At 45.8% G+C, this 21,793-nt stretch carries 17 protein-coding genes and 1 tRNA gene; 10 read left to right on the top strand and 8 right to left on the bottom strand.

Annotation, left to right across the window (positions count from 1 at the left end):
- The first annotated feature begins 1 nt into the window (after position 1).
- Both WBJ53_RS02260 and WBJ53_RS02255 read left to right on the top strand, forming a co-directional pair.
- On the top strand, positions 2 to 907 hold the full coding sequence (locus WBJ53_RS02260) for a hypothetical protein (RefSeq protein WP_338874420.1): 906 nt from the start codon (positions 2 to 4) through the stop codon (positions 905 to 907).
- A gap of 30 nt (positions 908 to 937) precedes the next feature.
- Positions 938 to 2,608, top strand: coding sequence for a LamG-like jellyroll fold domain-containing protein (locus WBJ53_RS02255; protein WP_338874419.1), 1,671 nt, complete (start codon positions 938 to 940; stop codon positions 2,606 to 2,608).
- 72 nt (positions 2,609 to 2,680) lie between these two features.
- On the opposite strand, the gene WBJ53_RS02250 is transcribed toward WBJ53_RS02255, so the two are convergent.
- Together WBJ53_RS02250 and WBJ53_RS02245 are read right to left on the bottom strand one after the other, a co-directional pair.
- Complete coding sequence (locus tag WBJ53_RS02250) at positions 2,681 to 3,472, bottom strand: hypothetical protein (RefSeq protein ID WP_338874418.1); 792 nt, start codon at positions 3,470 to 3,472, stop codon at positions 2,681 to 2,683.
- Positions 3,469 to 4,056, bottom strand: coding sequence for a sigma-70 family RNA polymerase sigma factor (locus tag WBJ53_RS02245; RefSeq protein WP_338874417.1), 588 nt, complete (start codon positions 4,054 to 4,056; stop codon positions 3,469 to 3,471). Before WBJ53_RS02245 ends, WBJ53_RS02250 begins: the two co-directional genes overlap by 4 nt.
- Before the next feature lie 448 nt (positions 4,057 to 4,504).
- Between WBJ53_RS02245 and WBJ53_RS02240 the strand changes: the two genes are divergently transcribed.
- Both WBJ53_RS02240 and WBJ53_RS02235 read left to right on the top strand, forming a co-directional pair.
- Positions 4,505 to 6,220, top strand: coding sequence for a hypothetical protein (locus WBJ53_RS02240; RefSeq protein WP_338874416.1), 1,716 nt, complete (start codon positions 4,505 to 4,507; stop codon positions 6,218 to 6,220).
- The gene (locus tag WBJ53_RS02235; RefSeq protein ID WP_338874415.1) at positions 6,217 to 6,984 is read left to right on the top strand and encodes a glycosyltransferase family 2 protein; all 768 of its coding nucleotides are present in this window, start codon (positions 6,217 to 6,219) and stop codon (positions 6,982 to 6,984) included. Before WBJ53_RS02240 ends, WBJ53_RS02235 begins: the two co-directional genes overlap by 4 nt.
- 92 nt (positions 6,985 to 7,076) lie before the next feature.
- Here WBJ53_RS02235 and WBJ53_RS02230 read toward each other — a convergent pair whose 3' ends face one another.
- From WBJ53_RS02230 to WBJ53_RS02215, 4 genes are all read right to left on the bottom strand, one after another.
- Positions 7,077 to 7,760 (bottom strand): response regulator transcription factor, encoded by a 684-nt coding sequence (locus WBJ53_RS02230; protein ID WP_338874414.1) that lies wholly within the window; start codon positions 7,758 to 7,760, stop codon positions 7,077 to 7,079.
- A 355-nt stretch (positions 7,761 to 8,115) separates the two neighbouring features.
- The gene (locus WBJ53_RS02225; RefSeq protein ID WP_338874413.1) at positions 8,116 to 9,549 is read right to left on the bottom strand and encodes a TolC family protein; all 1,434 of its coding nucleotides are present in this window, start codon (positions 9,547 to 9,549) and stop codon (positions 8,116 to 8,118) included.
- A gap of 4 nt (positions 9,550 to 9,553) precedes the next feature.
- A complete protein-coding gene (locus WBJ53_RS02220; protein ID WP_338874412.1) occupies positions 9,554 to 12,748 on the bottom strand; it encodes an efflux RND transporter permease subunit in 3,195 nt (1,064 codons plus the stop codon).
- A gap of 30 nt (positions 12,749 to 12,778) precedes the next feature.
- Positions 12,779 to 13,858 (bottom strand): efflux RND transporter periplasmic adaptor subunit, encoded by a 1,080-nt coding sequence (locus WBJ53_RS02215; RefSeq protein ID WP_338874411.1) that lies wholly within the window; start codon positions 13,856 to 13,858, stop codon positions 12,779 to 12,781.
- A 452-nt stretch (positions 13,859 to 14,310) separates the two neighbouring features.
- Between WBJ53_RS02215 and WBJ53_RS02210 the strand changes: the two genes are divergently transcribed.
- Both WBJ53_RS02210 and WBJ53_RS02205 read left to right on the top strand, forming a co-directional pair.
- Positions 14,311 to 15,000 (top strand): response regulator transcription factor, encoded by a 690-nt coding sequence (locus tag WBJ53_RS02210; protein WP_338874410.1) that lies wholly within the window; start codon positions 14,311 to 14,313, stop codon positions 14,998 to 15,000.
- Positions 15,001 to 15,028: 28 nt separating this feature from the next.
- Entirely contained in the window at positions 15,029 to 16,453 is a 1,425-nt protein-coding gene (locus WBJ53_RS02205) for a HAMP domain-containing sensor histidine kinase (RefSeq protein ID WP_338874409.1), read from the top strand.
- A 113-nt stretch (positions 16,454 to 16,566) separates the two neighbouring features.
- On the opposite strand, the gene WBJ53_RS02200 is transcribed toward WBJ53_RS02205, so the two are convergent.
- Positions 16,567 to 16,639 (bottom strand) — tRNA-Met (locus WBJ53_RS02200).
- Between the two features lie 144 nt (positions 16,640 to 16,783).
- On the opposite strand from WBJ53_RS02200, the gene era reads away from it, so the two are divergent.
- From era to WBJ53_RS02180, 4 genes are all read left to right on the top strand, one after another.
- On the top strand, positions 16,784 to 17,704 hold the full coding sequence (gene era, locus WBJ53_RS02195; RefSeq protein WP_338874408.1) for a GTPase Era: 921 nt from the start codon (positions 16,784 to 16,786) through the stop codon (positions 17,702 to 17,704).
- A gap of 70 nt (positions 17,705 to 17,774) precedes the next feature.
- Positions 17,775 to 19,082 carry a ribosome biogenesis GTPase Der gene (der, locus tag WBJ53_RS02190; protein ID WP_338874407.1) on the top strand — a complete coding sequence of 436 codons (1,308 nt, stop codon included), beginning with the start codon at positions 17,775 to 17,777 and terminating at the stop codon, positions 19,080 to 19,082.
- Positions 19,083 to 19,167: 85 nt separating this feature from the next.
- Positions 19,168 to 20,070, top strand: a complete 903-nt coding sequence (locus WBJ53_RS02185) for a DMT family transporter (RefSeq protein ID WP_338874406.1) — start codon at positions 19,168 to 19,170, stop codon at positions 20,068 to 20,070.
- A gap of 253 nt (positions 20,071 to 20,323) precedes the next feature.
- Positions 20,324 to 20,632 carry a metalloregulator ArsR/SmtB family transcription factor gene (locus WBJ53_RS02180; protein WP_338874405.1) on the top strand — a complete coding sequence of 103 codons (309 nt, stop codon included), beginning with the start codon at positions 20,324 to 20,326 and terminating at the stop codon, positions 20,630 to 20,632.
- Positions 20,633 to 20,710: 78 nt separating this feature from the next.
- On the opposite strand, the gene ruvB is transcribed toward WBJ53_RS02180, so the two are convergent.
- On the bottom strand, positions 20,711 to 21,739 hold the full coding sequence (gene ruvB / locus WBJ53_RS02175) for a Holliday junction branch migration DNA helicase RuvB (RefSeq protein WP_338874404.1): 1,029 nt from the start codon (positions 21,737 to 21,739) through the stop codon (positions 20,711 to 20,713).
- Between the last annotated feature and the right edge of the window lie 54 nt (positions 21,740 to 21,793).

Raw genomic sequence — 21,793 nt, 5'->3', positions numbered from 1 at the left:
AATGCCAAAACTCATCTACCTATTTGTTTTCTACGTATTCCTGTCTACATCATCGGTATTGGCCTTATCGAAAACGCTTTTGCTGGCTTCGGCAATCAGCATCGACGATGAGTATGATCGGTATAAAAAGAAAGGCGACGATTTTTTTAAAGAAGGAAAATACGCTGAAGCCCGCCGACAGTATCAGAACTGCCTTGAAGTACCCGGTTTTGAAAATGACCCGTATGCGCTGGAACAAATCAAAAAGTGTACCAGCGGCTCAGCCTTACGCCAGCAGGTTACGGATGCATTTGCTGCAAAGAATAATCAGGCCGCTCTTCAGGCGCTCAACCAGTTGCTGGGTCTTAATCAGGATGACCCAATCACGAAAAACCAACTGGCCGATTACTATGAACGGGAAGGTAATCTACTTTTCAATCAGAAAAACTATTTGAAAGCGCGGGAAAGCTACATACAGGCCCTTAAATACGCAACCACCCGGCAGGAAACCCTACGACTACAGATCCGAAACATTGATAATCTGCTAAAACCAGCCAGCCACACTGGCCTGAAAGTGGCCGTGGGCGCAGTTGCCATCGGAGCCGGAATTTATGCTGTCCTGCTTCGAAACGACTTTCAGACTAAAATGGGCACGCTGAGTCAGGTCAGTCAAACAGTAGACCCGACTGGCAGCGGCACAATTGCCAATCCGACTGCTTATCAGCAATATCTCGACGCCTATAATGCCGCCGAGTCGGCTCAGCAAAAAAACGGATTATACAAAGCCTGCATCGGAGTAGCGGCCGTAGCAACGGTGGCCGAACTTTATCTGCTCATCCACAAACCGAAAAAACCAGTTCGTGCTACGGGTCTTCACTGGCAACCCTCGTCGCAATCGCTGGGTGTAGCGGCAACCTTCACTTTCTGACATTCAAAATCTTAAGTACTGACACAGCAGATGACAACAAAAATATCCACCACATACCTTTGGGGCCTTCTTTTTATTGGACTTAGTGCCTTGTTGCTGGGGGCCTGCGATCCCTGGGAGTTGCCAACCAAAAAAAACAAACGAAATTGTACATCTCCAACCGGCACGCTCGAAGCGCAGACTCAACAACTGAAAGTAAATTTCAGCATTGGCAGTGCAACCGGCACGATCGACAACGTTCAGTGGGATTTTGGCACCAACAGCACAACGGTTACTACCGGAACCACCGTTAGCTATACCTATCCAACCTCCGGCACCTATACTGCCAAAGCCACACTGAGCAATAGCTGCGAGGAGAGCATTACGCTTTCGCGAACCATTATTGTTAATACAGCAACGCTTCCTACAGTAACCTTACAGCCGATAACCAACATCATGCCCACATCGGCCGATGCCCAGATGACCATAACCACTAATGGCAACGCAACAATCAGCCGTTATGGAATTTGTTATTCACCAACCAGCACAACCCCAAAAATAGGGGAAAGCGATGTTTATACGATTGAAAAAACGGACGCTGTGGCCCTAAATACGTCTATTCCGTTCTCGCTAACGGGTTTACAAGCCAATACAATGTATTATGTTCGAAGCTATGCCGTTAACTCATCAGGTTCGGGCTATAGCACTACCGTACAGACATTCCGCTCCGGCGAAAATCCGTCTATTGCCATCAATGGTAACGCAACCGCAGGTGTCACAACCGCTACAGTCAATTTCATTGTATCGAAGGCCGGTACCCCTGCCGCCGTTGAGTATGGCATTCTATACTCATCGACCACCAGCACGCCCGACATGAGTAATTCCGGTCCGGGTATAATAGTAACAGCCCCCAATATTGGCGTCAATATTCCCGTTAATTTAACCGCTCTGACTCCCAACACAACGTATTACTATCGGCCTTACGCCAAACTGCCTAACGGAACAATCGTTCCTGGGCCAGTAGGTTCATTTACAACCTTAGTCGATCCGGTTGCCGATGGGCTGATTGCTTATTTACCCTTTACCAATAAATCACTACAGGATGCCAGTGGCAACGGTAACCATGCCAACGGAGTCAACAACCCTACGTTTACGACCGATCATAGAGGAGTTGCGAACGCTGCCATTCTGTTCGATGGTCAGAGCAATTATATCTACCTGGCCGAAAACAGTAGCCTTCGCCCACAAGCGCTGTCGATCAGCGTATGGATTAAACCCATAACGGTCGATCGAAAAATGCAGATTTACAACAAATCGAACTTTACCGATAGCAAAAATGAAATGTATAGTTCGACAATAAAGCCTAGTGATAACCAGCCTGGCTCAATTACCATCCTAACCGATATCAAACAAAACAGTGGCTGCCAGCCGGTTACTGGATGGCAAAGTTTTCCACTTACCAGCCAGCTTGACTTAACTAGCTGGCATCATATTGTCTTTACCTATGTTGGCCATTCTGCCAGAATGTATTATGATGGGGCCTTACTTTATACAAAAGATGATTTACCCGCCAGCACAATGGATAACTGCCCCGGTGGCGATTTGCGGTTTGGTGCCCAACTGAAAGACTATCCGCAATATTTTTATGGAGCCATGGACGAAATACGGATTTACAACCGTGCTCTTTCGCAGGATGAGGTTAAAACACTGTTTAATCAGTAGCCGTAGCGTGCATTCAGCATAAGCCTAAAAGGTTTCCGAAACCTTTTAGGCTTTCTTTCACCTGAACTAAACCTAGTTGATTTTTTTCAGCACTTTCTGCGCTAGTGAACGAAATGGATTGGCCTCGTCGTTACTAATTTTCGACAAAATGGGCTCGGCTAGTTCGTTTTCGTTGCTCTTCACGTAGGCTAGCGCCAAAATCCACTCCGCCTTTTGCTGCAGTTTAGCATCGGGAGCCTGCATCGCCATTTTAAGAAGCGAGATCGACTCCAGCGCCTGATTGTTAGCCAGATAACTTAATCCAAGCAAGTAATTTTTGTAATAAATGGTCTGCTTGTCGACTGGCATTGTAATTAATTTTTCAATCACCTGATCATATTTCCCGGCTTTGTAGCTGGCCAGCGCATCCAGCAACTGCTTTCGAGCTGTTTTTGAACGGTTTCCTGACGGAAACCCTTTGAGAAATTCATCGCCCGATTCGGGAGTAAAGGCTTCATTATAGGCCAGTTCGGCTTCCCGATCGGCTCTAACCTGATACGAATAATATCCGATACTCAGCAGTACAGCCACCGAAGCAGCAACGGCCCAATATCGCCAATTCAGTAATGGCCGCAGTATAACCTGATTGTCAACACCGGACATATCCGAGGCTACCGACGCTTTGTAGTCGGCCTGAGCACGCTTGAGCACCCGTTCGATCCCCAACGCCCGTAAGCCCAGCCGAAGCTCACGCTGCCGGCTTACTTCGCCGGCCAGTTTGGCATCGGTTTTCATATCGTTTTCGAACGCTGCTTTATCTTTTTCCGACAATTCACCTGTCAGATAGGCTTCGATCAGTTCATATTGCTCTTCAGAAAGCCTCATAACCCTAACCGTTTAGTCGTTTGCAGATAATATTCCTTTAATTTTTCGGTACACTGATACCGTTTTGATTTTACAGACGACTCTTTCATCCCAAGCTTTTCGGCAATCTCACGTAACGACAATTCTTCTATATAGAACCATTCAACTACTTTTCGGCACTCGTCTTTAAGTTGCCCGAGCGACTGCCGGACAACGTCTACCAGTTCGAGCCGTTCCAGATCATTGGCAACATCGGCTGTATCGGGCATGTCTACCGCATCGGGTATGGTTCCGCGCATACGTAGCCGAGCGGATTTTAGCTCAGTAAACCATACCCGTTTACAGTATTCAAAAACAACAGTTGTTATGCGTGTATTGCTTTGAAGTTCATACCGCCCTGTTTCCAGATTGAGTAAAAAACTAAGCAATCCCTTCTGAAACGCATCTTCGGCATCCATCGCTGCACCATTATGCGTTAGCACCCAATGCCTGAACGACGGGAACGATTCGGCGTATAAAAAATGATATGCTTTCTCATCACGACGCCTTAATGCATTATACAAATCCAGGTCAGTTGAAAACGTGGGCAATGAACGAACAGACATAAGCAAAGGAAATAGACGAAGCTAAAATTAATTGCTGAGTACGTCAACCCTTCTCACCGATCAATATATATTAATAGCGAACAGGGTGATAAGGTGAATCAATATTCGTGAAAAATGCGTGAAACTCTTTACTTTAGCCGCATTTGCTATAGGCGCAGGTGCTAATTTTAACCTTTAACTAAGTCGTTATTAATCGGGCTCGCTTTACAAATCAGGAATCTGTAATTTCCTGTACCTTATTCCAGCGTTTAACTAAACTAAAATTCCCCATTCACCTTTTGCGGCTTTGAACTATATACCAATACGCGTTCTTTCCGCATCTTACACACCATAACGATCCGCTACGTCCACACCTAATTTTTATGAAAACCTTAGATTTGCACCTGTTAACCAAGGCTCCCTTACAAAGGCCACCATTATCGATTCCCAATTTTATCGGAACCGGATCATGTTGACCCTGCTATTCTTATGGATTCTTTTATACTTCCTGTTTTCACTACTGGGTGCAGGCCTATTTTCGCTCACACCCCGTTGCTGGCCACAGGTACTTACCCAAACGGAAACCATTCTGGCAGGCCTTATCGGTGTAGTTGGTCTATTGCAACTGGTATCTCTCGCCCTGCCCGTTAATGGCTGGTCGGTTGTGGCGCTGCTCGTTCTGGCAGTTTTTGCAAACTGGTATCTGGCAGGGGCCCCGTTTCGGCGTGCAGTGGCTAGTTTATGGGCGGCAACCCGGCAACCTATGCTCTGGCTACTCTTGCTGACCATACTTTTGTATGCCATCCAGCGCCCAGGCAATCCCGATAGCGGAACGTATCATTTGCCCGCCATTCGGTATACCGAACGTTTTAGCGTTATTCCTGGCCTTGGCAATTTATTCAGTCGGCTGGCATTCAATTCCAGCTTTTTTGTAGTGGGAGCCGCCGTTGGCTTTACCGATCTGATGGGCCAAACGCTGTTTCCGCTCAACGGATTTCTTTTGTTGCTCTTTGGGGCTTATTGTCTCCAGCAACTCAACCAGCCCAATCGCTCTGCTGCTCAATTGGTGTTATTGCTGGGCTTTCTGGGGCTAAGCTTATTTTTTTTGATTCGTCAGGTAAATGCTCCAACGCCCGATGTCTGGGCAACGGTGCTGAGTCTGTTTGTGTTCCTGTTGTGGGTAAACGAGGAAGAGCCTGCTCCTCAACGTCGGGCTTTTCTGCTGGCAGCTTTAACCTTTACGTGCCTGACCATAAAGCTGGCCACCATTCCCATACTCCTGTTTTTGCCCTTTCTGTTCTATCGGCATCGGCACTGGATACGCTGGCAGCATGTGGGTTTAGCTATCGCTTTAGGTTGCCTGCTGGTGGGCCCGTGGCTAGCCCGAAACGTCATTTTGTCGGGTTACCTTCTTTTCCCGCTCACCGAACCCGACTTGTTTTCCGTAGACTGGAAAGTAGCCAAAGAGGTAGCTACCTACGAACAGAACATCATCACATTCTGGGCACGGTTTCATATTCCCGAAACCGAATTCGACCCGGAAAAGCTTGCCTGGCCATTTACCAAATGGGTGTCGTGGTGGTGGACTCACTGGTGGTTCTGGTACAACTGGCCTAACCGTCCGCTATTTGTTCTGGCAACACTATCACCCATAGTAGCGGCTGGCCAATGGTTTTATCTCCGCAAACCTGCCCACGAATGGCTGGTGGCCTATAGTGTTGCCTGGGCGGGTTTTCTGTTCTGGTTTTTAAAGGCGCCAGAGTTTCGTTTCGGGTATGCATTTATCTGGGCATCGGCCCTGCTTCCGGTTTGTGCCTTAGTTAGATACACACTGCCTCAAGCATTGCGGATAGCACTTACGAGCCTGGTTTTATTCTGCTTGCTGAGCTACATACTGATTAGAGAAAACATGCTGAATCCAGAATTACCGGTCAGTATCTGGCTAAGCCCCGAGCCCCTAAGCCACGTTTATACCACCCTGACGTATCGACCACAGCGTACGCGTAGCAACCTGACCGTATTGGTGCCAGAATCGCCCAGCAAATCCTGTTTCGACGTTGAGCAACCCTGCACCCCATTCTTTTTCGATGATCTTCAGCTCAGAGGCAGCACCATTGAACAGGGCTTCCGACGACATTCTGTTTTTACCGACTCACTTGTAACCAACACCTCCCTCTACAAATGAAACTAAGCATCATCATTCCGGCTTATAATGAAGAGCGCACCATTATTGAGCTGCTCAACAAAGTAGTAGCAGCTCCGTTACCCGATTATATTCGGAAAGAAATTATTGTTGTCGACGATAGTTCTGCCGACTCTACGGGCGATTTAGTGGCTATTTTCCAACAGCAGAATCCTGACCTTGATGTCAACTACATCAAACATACCGTTAATCAGGGAAAGGGTGCAGCGCTGCATACGGGTATTCGACTGGCTACCGGCAACTGGCTTATTATTCAGGATGCTGACCTCGAATACGATCCCAACGAATACGGGCTCTTGCTTCAGCCCCTGCTCGATGGAAAAGCCGATGTAGTGTATGGCAGTCGCTTTATTGGCAACCACCCACATCGGGTATTGTATTTCTGGCACTCGGTAGGCAATAAGATTCTGACGCTCCTCTCCAACATTTTCACCGACCTGAACCTGACGGATATGGAAAGTTGCTATAAAGTCTTTAAAACGTCGTTGATTCAGGCCATCGATTTGCAGGAAAAGCGGTTTGGCTTTGAGCCGGAGGTAACCGCAAAACTGGCCCATATACCCAACATACGGATTTATGAAGTTGGTATTTCTTACTACGGCCGCACCTATGCCGAAGGTAAAAAAATTGGGTGGCGCGATGGTTTCCGAGCCATATATGCCATTCTGAAATACAATCTGTTTGTGTCAAATACGGTGAAACAAGCCATTAAACAAAGCGTGTGGCCGACGTTAACGCCTGATTAAGCTAACGACCTCTACGGATTCTAGTTACATTAGAAATGCCCATAGGCGTTTCTAATCTATTCCGTATTGAGCAAAACCACAGCCTAAACAAACTATTGATCCAGCATGATATATCCAATGCCAACTCGGGTATGGATTAGTTTCCGTGAAAAGTTTTTATCAATTTTTTTTCGGAGCGCATGTACATATACGTCAATCAGGTTTGTATGCATACCGTTCGGGCTATCCCACACATTTTCGGCTATTTCGTTACGGCTGATCACAGCGCCCCGATGCCGCAAAAAATACTCTAATAAGGCTAATTCCCGCGATGTAATATCGATCTGCTGCCCCGCCCGAACAACTGTCTTCTTCCGGAGATCCAGTATCAGATCGGCCACTCTTAGCTGACTTGTCGTGGTGGGATTGGCAACCTGCTGGCTGCGTTTCCGATGAACCTGAATGCGAGCCAGCAGTTCGCTGAACTCGAAGGGAATCACTAAAAAATCGTCGGCACCGGCATCAAAACTCGACAGTTTGCTCTCCAGAGAACCCTCGCTGGAAAGCATAATCAGGGGAATGTGATCATTCGTTGCCTTAATTTGCCGACACAGTTCGAAACCATTTATATCGTGCAAATGAGCATCCAGAATAATTAGCTCAACTTCGTTCAGCTCAATCACTTTGAGTGCAGCATCACTTTCCAGCGCAACCATTGTCTGAAAACTCCACTCTTCGAGGCCTTTTTTGAGAGATACGGCAAGCTTAATATCGGCTTCGATTGCTAATATACACATGTATAAGAAAGTGTATTTAGGTATGTACGAACTTATCCATCTTACTATCCATGACACCAAGACCGCCTATGCTGCACCAACCATCACTTTTGCTGGTGCAGCATAATGGCTTCTTTGTTGTTGACGGGCGAACCCTACGTGCGCACCAGCTATAGCCAACAAGTTAACGGCTCTGCTTTTGTCAATACGCTTCTGATAGCCAAACCGCAATAATCTTGCGTTAACCACGGAGTGCAATAGATTTATTTTACCGACCCAAAAGGGAAGCGGGCTCATTAACGCAAGATGATCGTTCAAATCCCCCACCTCCCTTTTTATACAGGCTCATTATTGGCCAGAACTGACGCTCCGTTCGTTAATTCCATCCGCCCCCCAACGCCCGATAGGTATTGACCAGGGCATTCATTTGCTGCATTCTGGTCTCAACCAGTTCCATTCTGGCTTGCAGCACATCGCGCTGGGTCAGCAGCACTTCCATATAATCGGCCCGTGCCGATCTGAATAACTTAAGCGAGATATTTGTCGATTGAGTTAGCGCCTGCACCTGGTTGTTTTTCATCGTATAGTTCTTTTCCAGGTTATCAATATTTGATAGTTGATTAGCCACTTCGATATACGCATTCAAAATCGTTCGCTCGTAGTTATAAACAGCCTGAATTTGTCGGGCGCTGGCATTTTTATACGTAGCCGTAATAGCATTTCGGTTAATCCATGGACCAACCAGCCCACCTGCCAACGACGCCATTAATGACTGAGGAGTGTTGAGCAAATACCAGGGGCTATAGGCCATCAGGCCCAACGATGCCGAAATAGTTAACGAAGGATAGAAGTTGGCTTTAGCCACACGCATATCCAGCTTAGTGGCTTCCAGATTGTATTCTGCCTGACGAATATCCGGCCGGTTCGCTAACAGTTGCGATGGGATTCCCGAATTAATTTTAGCGGGAATCAGGGTCCCGAAATTCTGGGAATTCCGTTGCACTCGCTGCGGATACCTACCCACCAGAAAATTAATCCGGTTTTCGGTCACGATAATCTGCTGCTGAATATCATATTGCATACTCTGCGTTTTAAATACTTCGGCCTCAAATCGGCGTACGGCCAGCTCAGTAACCCGGGCGGCATCCTTCTCCTGCCTGATTATGGTGAGTGCATTCGTCAGAATATCAATGTTTCGTTTTATGATTTCCAACTGATTGTCCAGCGCCATAAGCTCATAATAAGACGTAGCGATTTCAGATACCAGATTGGTTACCATGAAGTTTTTGCCTTCAATGGAAGCCAGGTAATTTGCTACGGCCACTTTGCGGGCATTACGCAGCTTATGCCAGATATCTACCTCCCAGCTTGCAAAAGCCCCCAGATACGTATTTGGTAAGACATCGGGAGTTGCTACGCCCGGTCTTATTTCAGTAGAGGCATCGCTGGCTCCCTGGCTGGTATACCGGGACACTTTGTCGATACCGGTTCCACCACCGAGGGAAACAAAAGGCAAATAGGCCCCTTGCCGGGATTTGATTTCGTTATTGGCAATCTCAATTTCCTGTTTCGTAATATTTAGTTCCTGATTATTAGCGAGAGCCGTATCAATCAGCGCATACAGGTAGGGATCGGTAAAATAATCCTTCCAGGGTACCCGCCCCGAGTTAGTAGAGTCCTGCGAGTTGTTGAAACTCGCAGGCACTTTTCTATTTTCTGTTTTCTGAACTAAATGGGGCACACTACAAGCGGCATTGCATAGGGCAAGAATTACTAGCCCCAGGCAAGTCGATAGTCTGTTCTTACTCATTGATTTAACTTTCTTCAGGTTGGGGAAAATGGTCTACGAGGTGAACAAAATTTTCGCTTAATGGCTGGTCATCTTCATTTCTGATCAGCTTTCTGCCTTCGGCCAGTTTACCAAATATATAGTATAGACCAGGGATGATAATTACGCCAAAAATTGTCCCGAAAAGCATACCACCAAGCGCCGAAGCCCCGATAGTGCGGTTTCCTATTGCCCCAGGGCCGTGGGCCACAACCAAGGGAATCAATCCAGCAATAAAGGCAAAGGAAGTCATCAGAATTGGCCGGAAACGCGTTTTAGCTCCTGCAATGGCTGCGTCGAAAATAGACATGCCCTCCTGATTCTTCTGAATAGCAAACTCAACGATCAGTACCGCATTTTTACCTAGCAAACCAACCAGCATCACCAGGGCCACCTGCGCATAAATATCATTCGATAGCCCGGTTAGTTTTATGAACAAAAACGACCCAAAAATCCCCGCTGGCAGCGATAAAATTACCGCTAAGGGCAGTATAAAGCTTTCGTACTGCGCCACAAGAACTAAATACACAAAAGCCAAAACAATTAAGAAGATATAAATAGCTTCGTTGCCGCGAGCCACTTCATCTTTCGAAAGCCCCGACCAGTCAATATCATATCCTTTGGGCAGTGTTTGTTTAGCTACTTCCTGAATAGCCTTAATGGCTTCACCACTACTATATCCGGCAGCGGGGGCGCATCGGATAGATGCCGTCGTGTACATATTGTATCGGTTGATTTCGTAGATACCCTGCGTCTTTTTAATTTTCATAAACGACGAATAAGGCACCATCTCACCGTAATCACTTTTTACATAGAGCCCCAACAGGTCGGTAGGCATCTTCCTAAAGCTAGGATCGGACTGTACGAACAGTTTGAAAAAACGGCCAAACTTGATAAAACCCTGATCGTAAGTACTTCCGATGAGAATGGAAAGGTTATCCATCGCTTTACCGATAGAAACGCCTTTCTGCATGGCTAGTTGGTTATCAATCTCCAGTTCATACTGTGGATAGTCAGTTCTGTAGAACGTGAACAGTGCTGTCAGCTCTTTTCTCTTTTCGAGTTCGGCCATAAACTGTTCCGTAACCCCTCCCAGCCTTTGGTAATCGATGTCCGTATTTTTATCCAGCAGTTGTATAGCTATCCCCCCGGCAGCTCCGTAGCCAGGCACGGCCGGTGGATCGAAGAATTCGATTTTTGCACCAGGAATATCTTTGGTTTTTTCTTCCAGCTCTTCGGTAATTTCCTTAACCGTATTTTTTCGTTCGTCCCAGGATTCCAGGTTAATCAGACACGTTCCCGAATTTGATCCGCGCCCCTGAGTCAGAATTTCATAACCCGCCAGCGAAGAAACCGACTTCACGCCTTCAACTTTTTTAGCAATTTGCTGGAGCTGACGGCTAACCGCATACGTTCTTTCCAGCGTTGATCCGGGTGGTGTCTGAAGAACGGCGTAAATCATCCCCTGGTCTTCGGACGGAACAAAGCCAGAGGGTAGTTTTTGAGTGATTCCCAGAGTGCCTAAACCGAAGGCCAGTAACAGACCAAACGTAACGACCCGTCTGTTGACTATCACTTTCAGCAAGCCGACGTATTTGCCCGTAAGTTTTTCGAAACCATGGTTAAAACTGTCGATAAACCGGTTGAAGATGGTTTTTTTTCGGGGCTGACCATGCGTATTCTTCAGAATTATAGCACAAAGCACCGGTGTTAGTGTAAGGGCCACAATACCTGAAATGACAATAGACGATGCCATTGTAATAGCAAACTGCCGGTAGAATATCCCTACCGGGCCCGACATAAAAGTCACCGGCACAAATACCGACGTCATCAGCAAGGTAATGGCAATAATGGCCCCGCTAATTTCGCCAAGTACCTCTTGCACAGCCCCGAAAGGCGACAGGTGTTTCTCTTCCATTTTGGCGTGTACGGCCTCAACCACCACAATTGCATCATCGACCACCACACCAATGGCCAAGACAAGGGCGAATAGCGTAATCAAATTGATGGTGAGTCCAAAAGCCTGCATCACAAAGAAGGCGCCAATAAGCGATACAGGAACGGCAAGCGTTGGAATGAGCGTAGATCGCCAATCGCCAAGGAAAATGAACACGACCAGAGCTACCAGTATAAAGGCGTCTCGTAACGTATGGACTACCTCATCGATGGAGGCATCAAGGAAACTGGAAACGTCGTAGCTGATTTCATACTCTATACCCGGTGGAAAATCCTTTTTCAGTTCGTCCAGTTTCTCTTTCACCCGCTCAATTACCTCGGTGGCATTACTACCATACGTCTGGTTGAGGGTAATGGCTGCCGACGGGAACTCATCCTTATTCGAATAAATATCATAGTACTCGCTGCCTAATTCAACTTCAGCTATATCTTTCAGGCGTAGAACTTCTCCCTTAGGATTAGCCCTGACAATGACATCTTTATACTGCTGCGGGTCACTAAACCTGCCCTGATACGTCAAAACGTATTCAATCGATTCTGAACGCCTGCTATCGGCCCGGCCCAATCGCCCTGGCGAACCAATGATACTTTGTTCGCCCAAAGCCTCCATCACTTCTTCCGACGAAATATTATAAGCCCGCATCCGGTTTGGGTTCAACCAGACACGCATGGCATATTGGCGGCTACCAATAATCTTGGCTAACCCTACACCATCGATCCGTTGCAGTTCTGGCAGCATGTTGATGTAGGCATAGTTGAAAATGTACTTCATGTCAATATTTGAAGTATCCTTGCCGTAGAGGTTCACATACATCAGCATGTTTGGCATCAACCGCTGAACCCGAAGACCTTCCAACTGCACAATGGGCGGTAGCCTGTTCTTCATTTGCAGTACCCGGTTATTGATGTTTACAACAGCCTGGTTGGGATCACTACCCTTTTTAAATACGATTTGTATGTTGGCTTCTCCAGAGCTGGCGGCCGTCGAAAACATATATTTCATTCCGGGAACGCCATTAATAGCCTGCTCCAGCGGAATCAGAACGGAATTGGTCAACACCTTTGAGCTGGCCCCCGGATACGACAGATAAACCACTACCATTGGCGGAGCAATATCGGGGAACTGCGATCGGGGTAGGGTAACCATGGATAGCATACCCACGAAGACCATGACCAGCGAAATCACTATGGCAAAAGCTGGCCTGCGAATGAATGTTTGAAACATTATTTTTTGGGTTAAATTCTTAAATCCTCCTTACTCCGCGTGTAATTGCAAACCAGCGATAACCTTTCTGGGGTCCTCGAAATGATAGCTGATCTTCTCATTTTCTTTCACTGTCCGAAGCCCTTCCAGCAATATCTTCTCATCTACTTTTAACCCATCCTTAATTACATATAAATCAGGCAATTCGGCCGCAATCGAGACCGGTCTCGATTTCACTACATTATTCTTATCCAGTATATACACATACTTTTTTTCCAGGACTTCAAAAGTGGCTTTTTGGGGAATAATCAGGGCATTACTCAGCGGTAGCACCATTTGTATACTGCCCGTTTCGCCATGCCTTAACAGGCCGTTAGGATTAGGAAAAGTGGCCCGAAACGCAATGTTTCCCGTTTGGTTGTTAAAGTCGGCCTCAATTGTCTGAACAACGCCCGGATATTTAAACACCTGGTGATTGGCCATCAGCAGGCTTACATTATCGAGGTTTTCTTCGCTGGTTTTCGATTTATAGTCGAGATATTCGGCTTCCGGAACATTAAAATAAACCCACATTTTGCTGTTGTCAGACAATGTGGTGAGCAGATCACCTTCGTTGACGAGACTTCCTAGCCGTACCTGAAAATGGTCCATTATGCCATTGAACGGCGCTCTGATTTCCGTGAATCCGAGGTGCACCTGCGCCAAACTCAACTCCGCTTTTGCCTTATCAAATTTGGCCTTCGATAGCGCTAACTCATTCTTAGAAACGATATTACTATCGGCTAACGCTTTTGTATTTTTGTATTCAACTTCGGCAAAATTGGCTTCAGCTTCAGCTTTCTGTAGTTCTGCCTGATACTGAATAGGCAAAATCTGAAACATGAGTTGCCCTTGTTTAATCAGTTGCCCCTCGTCCACAAAAATTTTCTGTAAGTAACCCTTTTCCAGTGCCCTAACCTCTATATGGCTAATTGCATGGATCTGGCACACATAATCTCTCACAATCGACGTATCTACCTTGACTGGGCTAGTAGCCAAATAATTGATATTCAGTTCTTTTTTTTCTTTTTCCGAACAGCTTGTAAGGCACAACAAAGCACACAAGCTCATCAGCATGAGCAGTCTATTCATAACAATTCAGGTATTTATATGGAACTAGTTAGGTGATTATTAAAATCTCATTATCAATCTTTTACGCTTATTACTAGCAGACTATTCTGTTGTTAGGGTTCGGATTGGAACCTGGCAGATATAGTTTTCCCAGCCCCGATTTGAGCTATTCAAATCGAGATAATGATCTATAATCAGTAATACGTCGGGTCTCCTGAGAAGCCAGGTCAATGTGGGCTAGTTTTCCACTTCGAAAGAGGCCAATTTCGGCTGTTCGATTTGGTCAGTAACCGAAAGAAACCCTATTTAAAACCGGGCTCCTTTACGTCCTGCTAGCGAAAACAAAAGTATAAGCCTTAATCCTGACCAAGATTAAAGCATCTTAAAGAAAGGATTAGAAATACTTGAAGACAGCCAAAACCTGATTTTCATCTAGTAACTTGGTACTCCATAAGCTTCATATCGTATATCGTATGCGTATTCTTGTAGTTGAGGATGAGATCAAACTAGCCATGTCTCTGAAGCGAGGGCTGGAAGAATTCGGCTTTCAGGCTTCGGTGGCACTTGATGGAACAGCCGCCCGCAAAACTGTCGATTTTGGCGACATTAATCTGATTATTCTGGATGCTAACCTACCCGATGGCAACGGATTCGATCTATGCCGGGAGTTTCATAGCCGAAATGCTCACATTCCCATTATCATGCTCACGGCGCTGGGAACAATTGAAGATAAGCTATCGGGGTTCGATGCGGGAGCGGACGATTATCTGGTTAAACCCTTTGAGTTCAGCGAACTACTGGCCCGCATTCAGGTTAGTCGAAAACGTAGCCAGCAAGCCAATACTACAACCTATAAAAACCAGTTGACCATTGCTGACTTATCGCTCGACCTGCGCGAAAAAACCGTGAGCCGTGCCGGGCAACCCATTAGTGTTACTCCGCGCGAAATAGCCCTACTGGAGTACTTCTTACGCAATCAGGGCACCATACTTAGCCGAAACGAAATTGCCGAAAACGTGTGGGATATCCCTTTCGATACGGGAACGAATCTGATTGATGTATACATTAATTCGCTGCGCAAGAAAATCGACAAAGACTTTTCCACCAAGTTAATTCATACCCGAAAAGGAATTGGTTACATTATGAAGGAAAACCAGGGTTGATTTCAACTATACATGACCAGCCTGTGCAATGCCCCTCCGTACACGACTTTCTCTCACCTTTATTGCCGTTGTATCACCCGTTCTGCTACTGTTTCTGGTCAATTTCTATTATTATTTTTCGATATCGAAGCAGGAAGATTTTCTGACCAAAATTAAGAACCGGGGTATCACGATGACTCATCTGCTCGTCGAAAAACAGTCGATCAATGAATCGCTGCTCCGACGAATTGATGAAGATACGTACACCGCTTACTCAGACCGGCGGGTGGCCATTTTCGATGAAAAAAACCACTTACTCTACGACAGTCAGGAAATCAATAACCGGGAGCATAATAAGCCCGCTCTTACCATAACCGCATCGTTACTCGATCAAATTAGCCAGCAACGAGAGATCACCTTAAAAGACGGCCGACGGTTAGGCGTAGGGCTACTGCTTCGGTATCAGGGGCAAAACTATAAGGTCATCAGCTACGCAGTCGATAATTATGGTATACGTAAAACACAAGAGGCCATTTTTGTGTCGGGAGCCTCGTTTCTGGTAGCTTTTCTGCTCGTTATTGCGCTGAGTCAGATTTTTGCCCGCCGGTCCATTAAGCCCATTGCCAACATGATGCGCCAGATCGATCAGATTACGGTATCAAATTTAGAAGCCCGGCTAACCGTCAACAATGAAGAAGATGAACTAGGTCGGCTGGCCTTTACCTTTAACCAAATGCTCGACCGAATTTCGGCTTTCGAATTTCAGCGCAGCTTTGTGGCTAATGCGTCTCATGAATTACGGACTCCGCTCACCTTGTTAACCAATCAGATAGAGGTTGCACTGATCAAAGTCCGAACCGTTGATGAATATAAACAACTATTAATTTCCTTGCTGGAAGACATTAACAACCTCAATGATCTTTCGAATGGGTTACTTGAACTAGCGCAGTTTGATGTCAAACAAAACCACATTGCCTGGAACCCTATTGAACTCGATGAAGTGCTCTACGAAGCAGTGGCAACCGTTCTGCACAAATACCCGGCCTATAGCGTTACGCTGTCGACCGATTCGTCCGACGAATCCTTACCATCCATTCAGGTTAAAGGCGAAGATTCTTTGTTAAAAACGGCCTTTATCAACCTAATCGAAAATGGCTGTAAATTTTCGGTCGATCACCACGTTCGGCTAACGGTTCAGGTTCTGCAGGATTATATTCAGGTTACAATCAAAGACAAAGGTATTGGCATAGCTGAATCAGAATTAGATTTTATTTTCCAGCCGTTTTATCGCGCCAATAATGCCCGGACTGTGAAGGGTAATGGAATCGGGCTTTCCCTAACGGAGAAAATCATTAAACTACATGGCGGATTAATTGCTGTTCGCTCGCGTTTAAACAAAGGAACGACCTTCACAGTCTCATTACCCTATCAGCCTTACGTACAAACTCCCTCGCAGGTCGTTGATGACGAATAAGCTCAGAAGAAATTTATTTTTGTTGAAATCCTCAACTAACAGCCTCGCCATCTATAGCCTGGTTTGGCAAAAAAGAAGGGCTGACTACGATTTCCGTAATCAGCCCGTTTTAGTAGCGGGAGCTGGACTCGAACCAGCGACCTTTGGGTTATGAGCCCAACGAGCTACCAACTGCTCCATCCCGCGATGTTTGGACTGCAAAGGTACGAACACTTTCTACAAAAACAACTATCTTTGTAAAAAAAAGTTCTACCCTACCGGAAACGTTTTTCGCTGGGAGATAGTTGTTGACTAAAGCCGCTGAAAATCAAACAGCGGGATCACCTACACATGAATACGGAATTAATTGAAAATTTTCCGGCCGACCACAAGGCTGGCTTTATTAGCATCATCGGTAAGCCCAACGTTGGCAAATCTACACTGATGAATCAGCTCGTTGGCGAGCGCTTATCTATTATCACATCGAAGGCGCAGACTACCCGCCACCGGATTATGGGTATCCTGAATGGCACGCATAACGGGCAGGAATTCCAGATTGTGTATTCCGATACGCCAGGCATTATCAAACCTCAATACAAACTCCACGAGTCGATGATGAGTTTTGTTCGGGGGTCTATTGAAGATGCCGATGTGGTTTTATTCGTAACTGACATCTTCGAACAGCACGACGAAAATGATGTTATCGTACGCCTGCAAAAATCGGATGTTCCCATTCTGCTCCTGATCAACAAAATTGATCAGGCAACGCATCAGCAAGTTCAGGAAAAGATCGAGTACTGGCAACAAAACTTCAATGCTCAGGAAGTTATTCCTATTTCGGCTCTCAATGGATTTAACATCGATCTGGTTTTTGACTCGATTATTAATCGCCTGCCCCAGCATCCGCCCTATTTCCCTAAAGATGAATTAACCGATAAGCCCGAACGCTTTTTTGCTTCGGAAATTATCCGCGAAAAAATTTTCCTGAACTATAAGAAAGAAGTGCCTTATAGTTGTGAGGTCGTCATAATTGGCTTCAAAGAAAAAGAAGACATCATTGTTATTCAGTCAGAAATTCTGGTTGAACGAGCCACCCAACGAGCCATATTGCTCGGCGAAGGTGGCAAAATGATCAAGAAAACCGGCATTATGGCCCGCGAAGAACTTGAACGCTTCTTCGGAAAGAAAGTTTTTTTAGAACAGTTCGTCAAAGTAGAACCCGACTGGCGCCAAAAAGAGCGTATGCTCAAGCGGTTGGGATATGATGAATAAAAAATAAGGAATGCAGCGTGCAGAATAATGACAGAAACCTATTCTTCACACTGCACTCTTCACTAAATTTATGGCAAATATTGTTGCAATCGTTGGCCGCCCAAATGTGGGTAAGTCTACGCTGTTTAACCGCCTTACGGAACAGCGCCAGGCCATCATGGATAACCAGAGTGGAGTTACTCGCGACCGCCATTACGGCACGGCCGAGTGGAACGATAAATACTTTACAGTCATCGACACGGGTGGCTATGTGGTTGGTTCAGAAGATATTTTTGAAGAATCGATTCGTGAACAGGTCGAAATTGCAATTCAGGAATCGACCGTAATCTTGTTCGTTGTTGATACCCAAACGGGAATGACCGGACTCGACGAAGATTTCGCGAATGTGCTCCGCCGGTCGAAAAAACCAGTATATGTTGTAGCCAACAAAGCCGAAACAGGCGAACGTTCGCAGGCAGCAGCAGAATTTTACGGGCTGGGCCTGGGCGATCCGTATCCTATCTCATCGATGACCGGAAGTGGTACTGGCGATCTGCTGGATGAAGTTGTAAAACACTTCCAGATCGACGGTGTTGCCGATCCTGAAGCAGGATTACCACGAATCGCTATTCTGGGACGCCCCAACGTTGGCAAATCATCGTTTCTGAATGTATTGACGGGTCAGGAGCGCAGTATCGTAACAGATATTGCGGGCACAACCCGCGATGCCATCAATACACGCTACAAAGCCTACGGCAAAGACTTTATTCTGACCGATACGGCTGGTATTCGGCGTAAAGCCCGGATTCAGGATAATATCGAATTTTATTCGACGCTCCGTTCCCTGAAGGCAATGGAAGAGTCTGATGTTTGTATCATTATGCTCGATGCCACGCGAGGACTCGAAGCACAGGACCTCAACATTATTGGTCAGGCCGCCAAAGCCAAAAAAGGGATGGTCATTATGGTTAACAAATGGGATGCCGTTGAGAAAGACCAGCGTACAGCCGACGTACTTCGGAAGGAGATGATCCAGCGGATGATGCCAATTGACTATGTTCCGATCATTTTTGCTTCTGTGCATGAAAAACAGCGCATTTTTCAGGTAATGGACAAAGCAATGGAGGTATACGAGAACAAGGCGAAAAAAATAACTACCTCAAAACTGAATGAGGCTATGCAGCCCGAGATTGAGGCCTATCCGCCCCCATCGGTAAAAAGTAAGCAGATCAAAATCAAGTACATGCTTCAGCTACCCACTCCGGCACCTACATTCGTTTTTTTCTGTAACCTGCCTCAATATGTTCAGGAATCTTATCAGCGATTCCTGGAAAATAAAATTCGTTCGCACTTCGATTTTACCGGAGTACCACTTACGCTATTTTTCCGGCAAAAATAGTGCAGGGCTTATTGCAAGGGCGCGGGATATTGCAGAGGGCTTTGCATAGTTCTTCTGCAATATCCCGCTCTAAGCCCATCTTCCTATGAATCGTTCCCGCTATTGGATAGGTGCCTTTCTGGTGTTTCTTGCCGCTTTCTGCTTTGCCATGAAAGGTATTCTAATTAAACTAGCTTACCAATATTCGATCGATTCAATTTCACTGCTAACGCTGCGCATGCTCTTTGCGCTTCCTTTCTATATTGGTATTGCCTTAAATACAGCCCGGAAATACCCGCCGGTTCGGCTCACAATTCGTCAATGGGCCATGCTGGCACTATGCGGGATAACGGGCTATTATTTAGCCAGTTATTTTAATTTTTTAGGACTGGTTTACATAACTGCAGGACTAGAGCGTATTCTGCTTTTTGTTTATCCTACGTTTGTTTTGTTGATGAACGCGTTCGGTTTTGGCCGGCGTGTTACCCGCCTGCAAATTCTGGCACTTATTCTTACTTATGCTGGCATTCTTTTGGCCTTTCTGGGTAATATCGAAACATCTCACCAAAAGAATGTAATACTGGGCGCCTTCTGGGTTATTCTGAGTGGGTTGGTGTATGCGATTTATTTAGTAGGCAGCGATCGTATGATTGCAACTGTTGGTTCGCAGCGGTTTACGTGCTACGCCATGATTGCGGCTACGGTTCCGACGGTTATTCACTGCGCAATCCAAAATGGCTTACGGCTAGATAATTACCCAATGCCTGTTTATACATTAGGGCTGAGCATGGGTATTTTTGTAACGGTAATTCCTACATTTATGATTGCCGAAGGTATAAAACGTGTGGGTTCCGGCAATGCATCCATCATTGCCAGTATAGGGCCAATTTTTACTATTATTCTGGCCACGTCAATTTTGCATGAAACGATTAGCCTGCAACAGATTCTGGGCACATTGCTTGTTTTAACGGGCGTTTTCCTGATAGGCTGGCGCGGAAACACTAAGTAAGCGAAAGTAAGTAAATATACTTAACAGTTATTTTTTCTATTTCCCAAATATATCTATATAATAACAAGATTTTTTTGTGCTTTACATCCTATAAATACATTTTCATTATAAAATAGGATACATAATATACCTTTTGATAAATTATCCTTCACTTTCAACCGTGTAAAAAGCTCGAATACAGTCATTTTGAGTTAACTTTCATAATGACGACCACCTAAAAGTAAAAAAACGCACACCTAAAAGTAAAACTTGTATGGATACCGAAATGAACTCAGAAGACGAAAAGCGCATCGACAAGACAGCCTATGTCTTGAAAGCCGTAGCTCATCCGCTACGAATCAGAATTATTCAGATGTTAAATGAAAATAAAGAGTTGAATGTCTCAACGATTTATAAAAATTTAAATGCTGAACAATCACTTATCTCCCATCATTTAATTAATATGAGAGACAAAGGAATTTTAGACATCCGGCGCAGCGGGAAAAATATTTATTATTTCCTGGTAGATACGGCCGTAGCAGACGTTATTGATTGTATTTACAGAAGTAAAATTCTGAATTAATGCATGAGGTACCGGAACAATAAATGGGCTAAATGATTGCAATCATTTAGCCCATTTATTGTTCCGGTATTTCTGTTTTTAGCCGAACAGTTCACCGGTTTTGTAGTTTGGTATAACTCCCAAATGAATATATGCTTTTTCGGTGGCTTCGCGCCCACGGGCAGTACGCTTCAAAAAGCCCTCCTGAATCAGGAAAGGCTCATACACTTCCTCAATGGTTTCAGACTCTTCGCCACAGGCGGTTGCAATGGTAGAAAGGCCAACCGGGCCACCTTTAAATTTCTCGATGATTGTTGATAGGATGCGGTTATCCATATCGTCTAATCCATTCTGATCTACATCCAGCGCGCTAAGGGCAATTTCGGCAATCTCAACATTAATATACCCATTGCCCTTTACCTGGGCAAAATCGCGCGTCCGACGCAGCAGGTTATTGGCAATACGTGGTGTTCCCCGGCTCCGACGGGCAATTTCATAAGCACCCGACTCATCAATGGGCGTACCCAGAATAGCCGCCGATCGCTGTACGATTGTTGTCAATAAGTTTGCATCGTAGTATTCTAACCGGCAGTTAATCCCAAATCGTGCCCGCAGTGGCGATGTAAGCATACCGGCGCGGGTAGTGGCTCCAATCAGCGTAAACGGATTCAACTTGATTTGCACCGTGCGAGCGTTAGGCCCGGAATCGAGCATGATGTCGATCTTATAATCTTCCATTGCCGAGTAGAGATATTCCTCCACAATGGGATTTAGCCGGTGAATTTCGTCGATAAACAAAACATCGTTGGGTTGCAGATTGGTTAGCAGACCAGCCAGATCGCTGGGTTTATCCAGCACGGGGCCCGATGTCATTTTGATATTGGCATTCAGCTCATTGGCAATAATGTGCGACAGCGTCGTTTTACCCAAACCCGGCGGACCGTGAAGCAGCACATGGTCGAGCGCATCGCCCCGCTGCATAGCAGCCCGGACAAACACTTCGAGGTTATCGAGGGCTTTGGCCTGCCCCGTAAAGTCTTCGAACGAAAGCGGCCGAAGCGCCCGTTCTATTTCCTTATCGGTGGCTGTCATACCCTCGCCCGTTCCTTTCAGAAAGTCGTTTCGCATGGTTTTTATTAGTGCAGACACAGCTAAAAAACAGCCCATTTTCGAGGGTAGCTT

Origin of the sequence: Spirosoma sp. SC4-14, from assembly GCF_037201965.1 — a bacterium.
Lineage (GTDB): Bacteria > Bacteroidota > Bacteroidia > Cytophagales > Spirosomataceae > Spirosoma.
The sequence above is the reverse complement of the archived record's forward strand: the minus strand, read 5'-3'. Positions and strand labels throughout refer to the sequence as shown.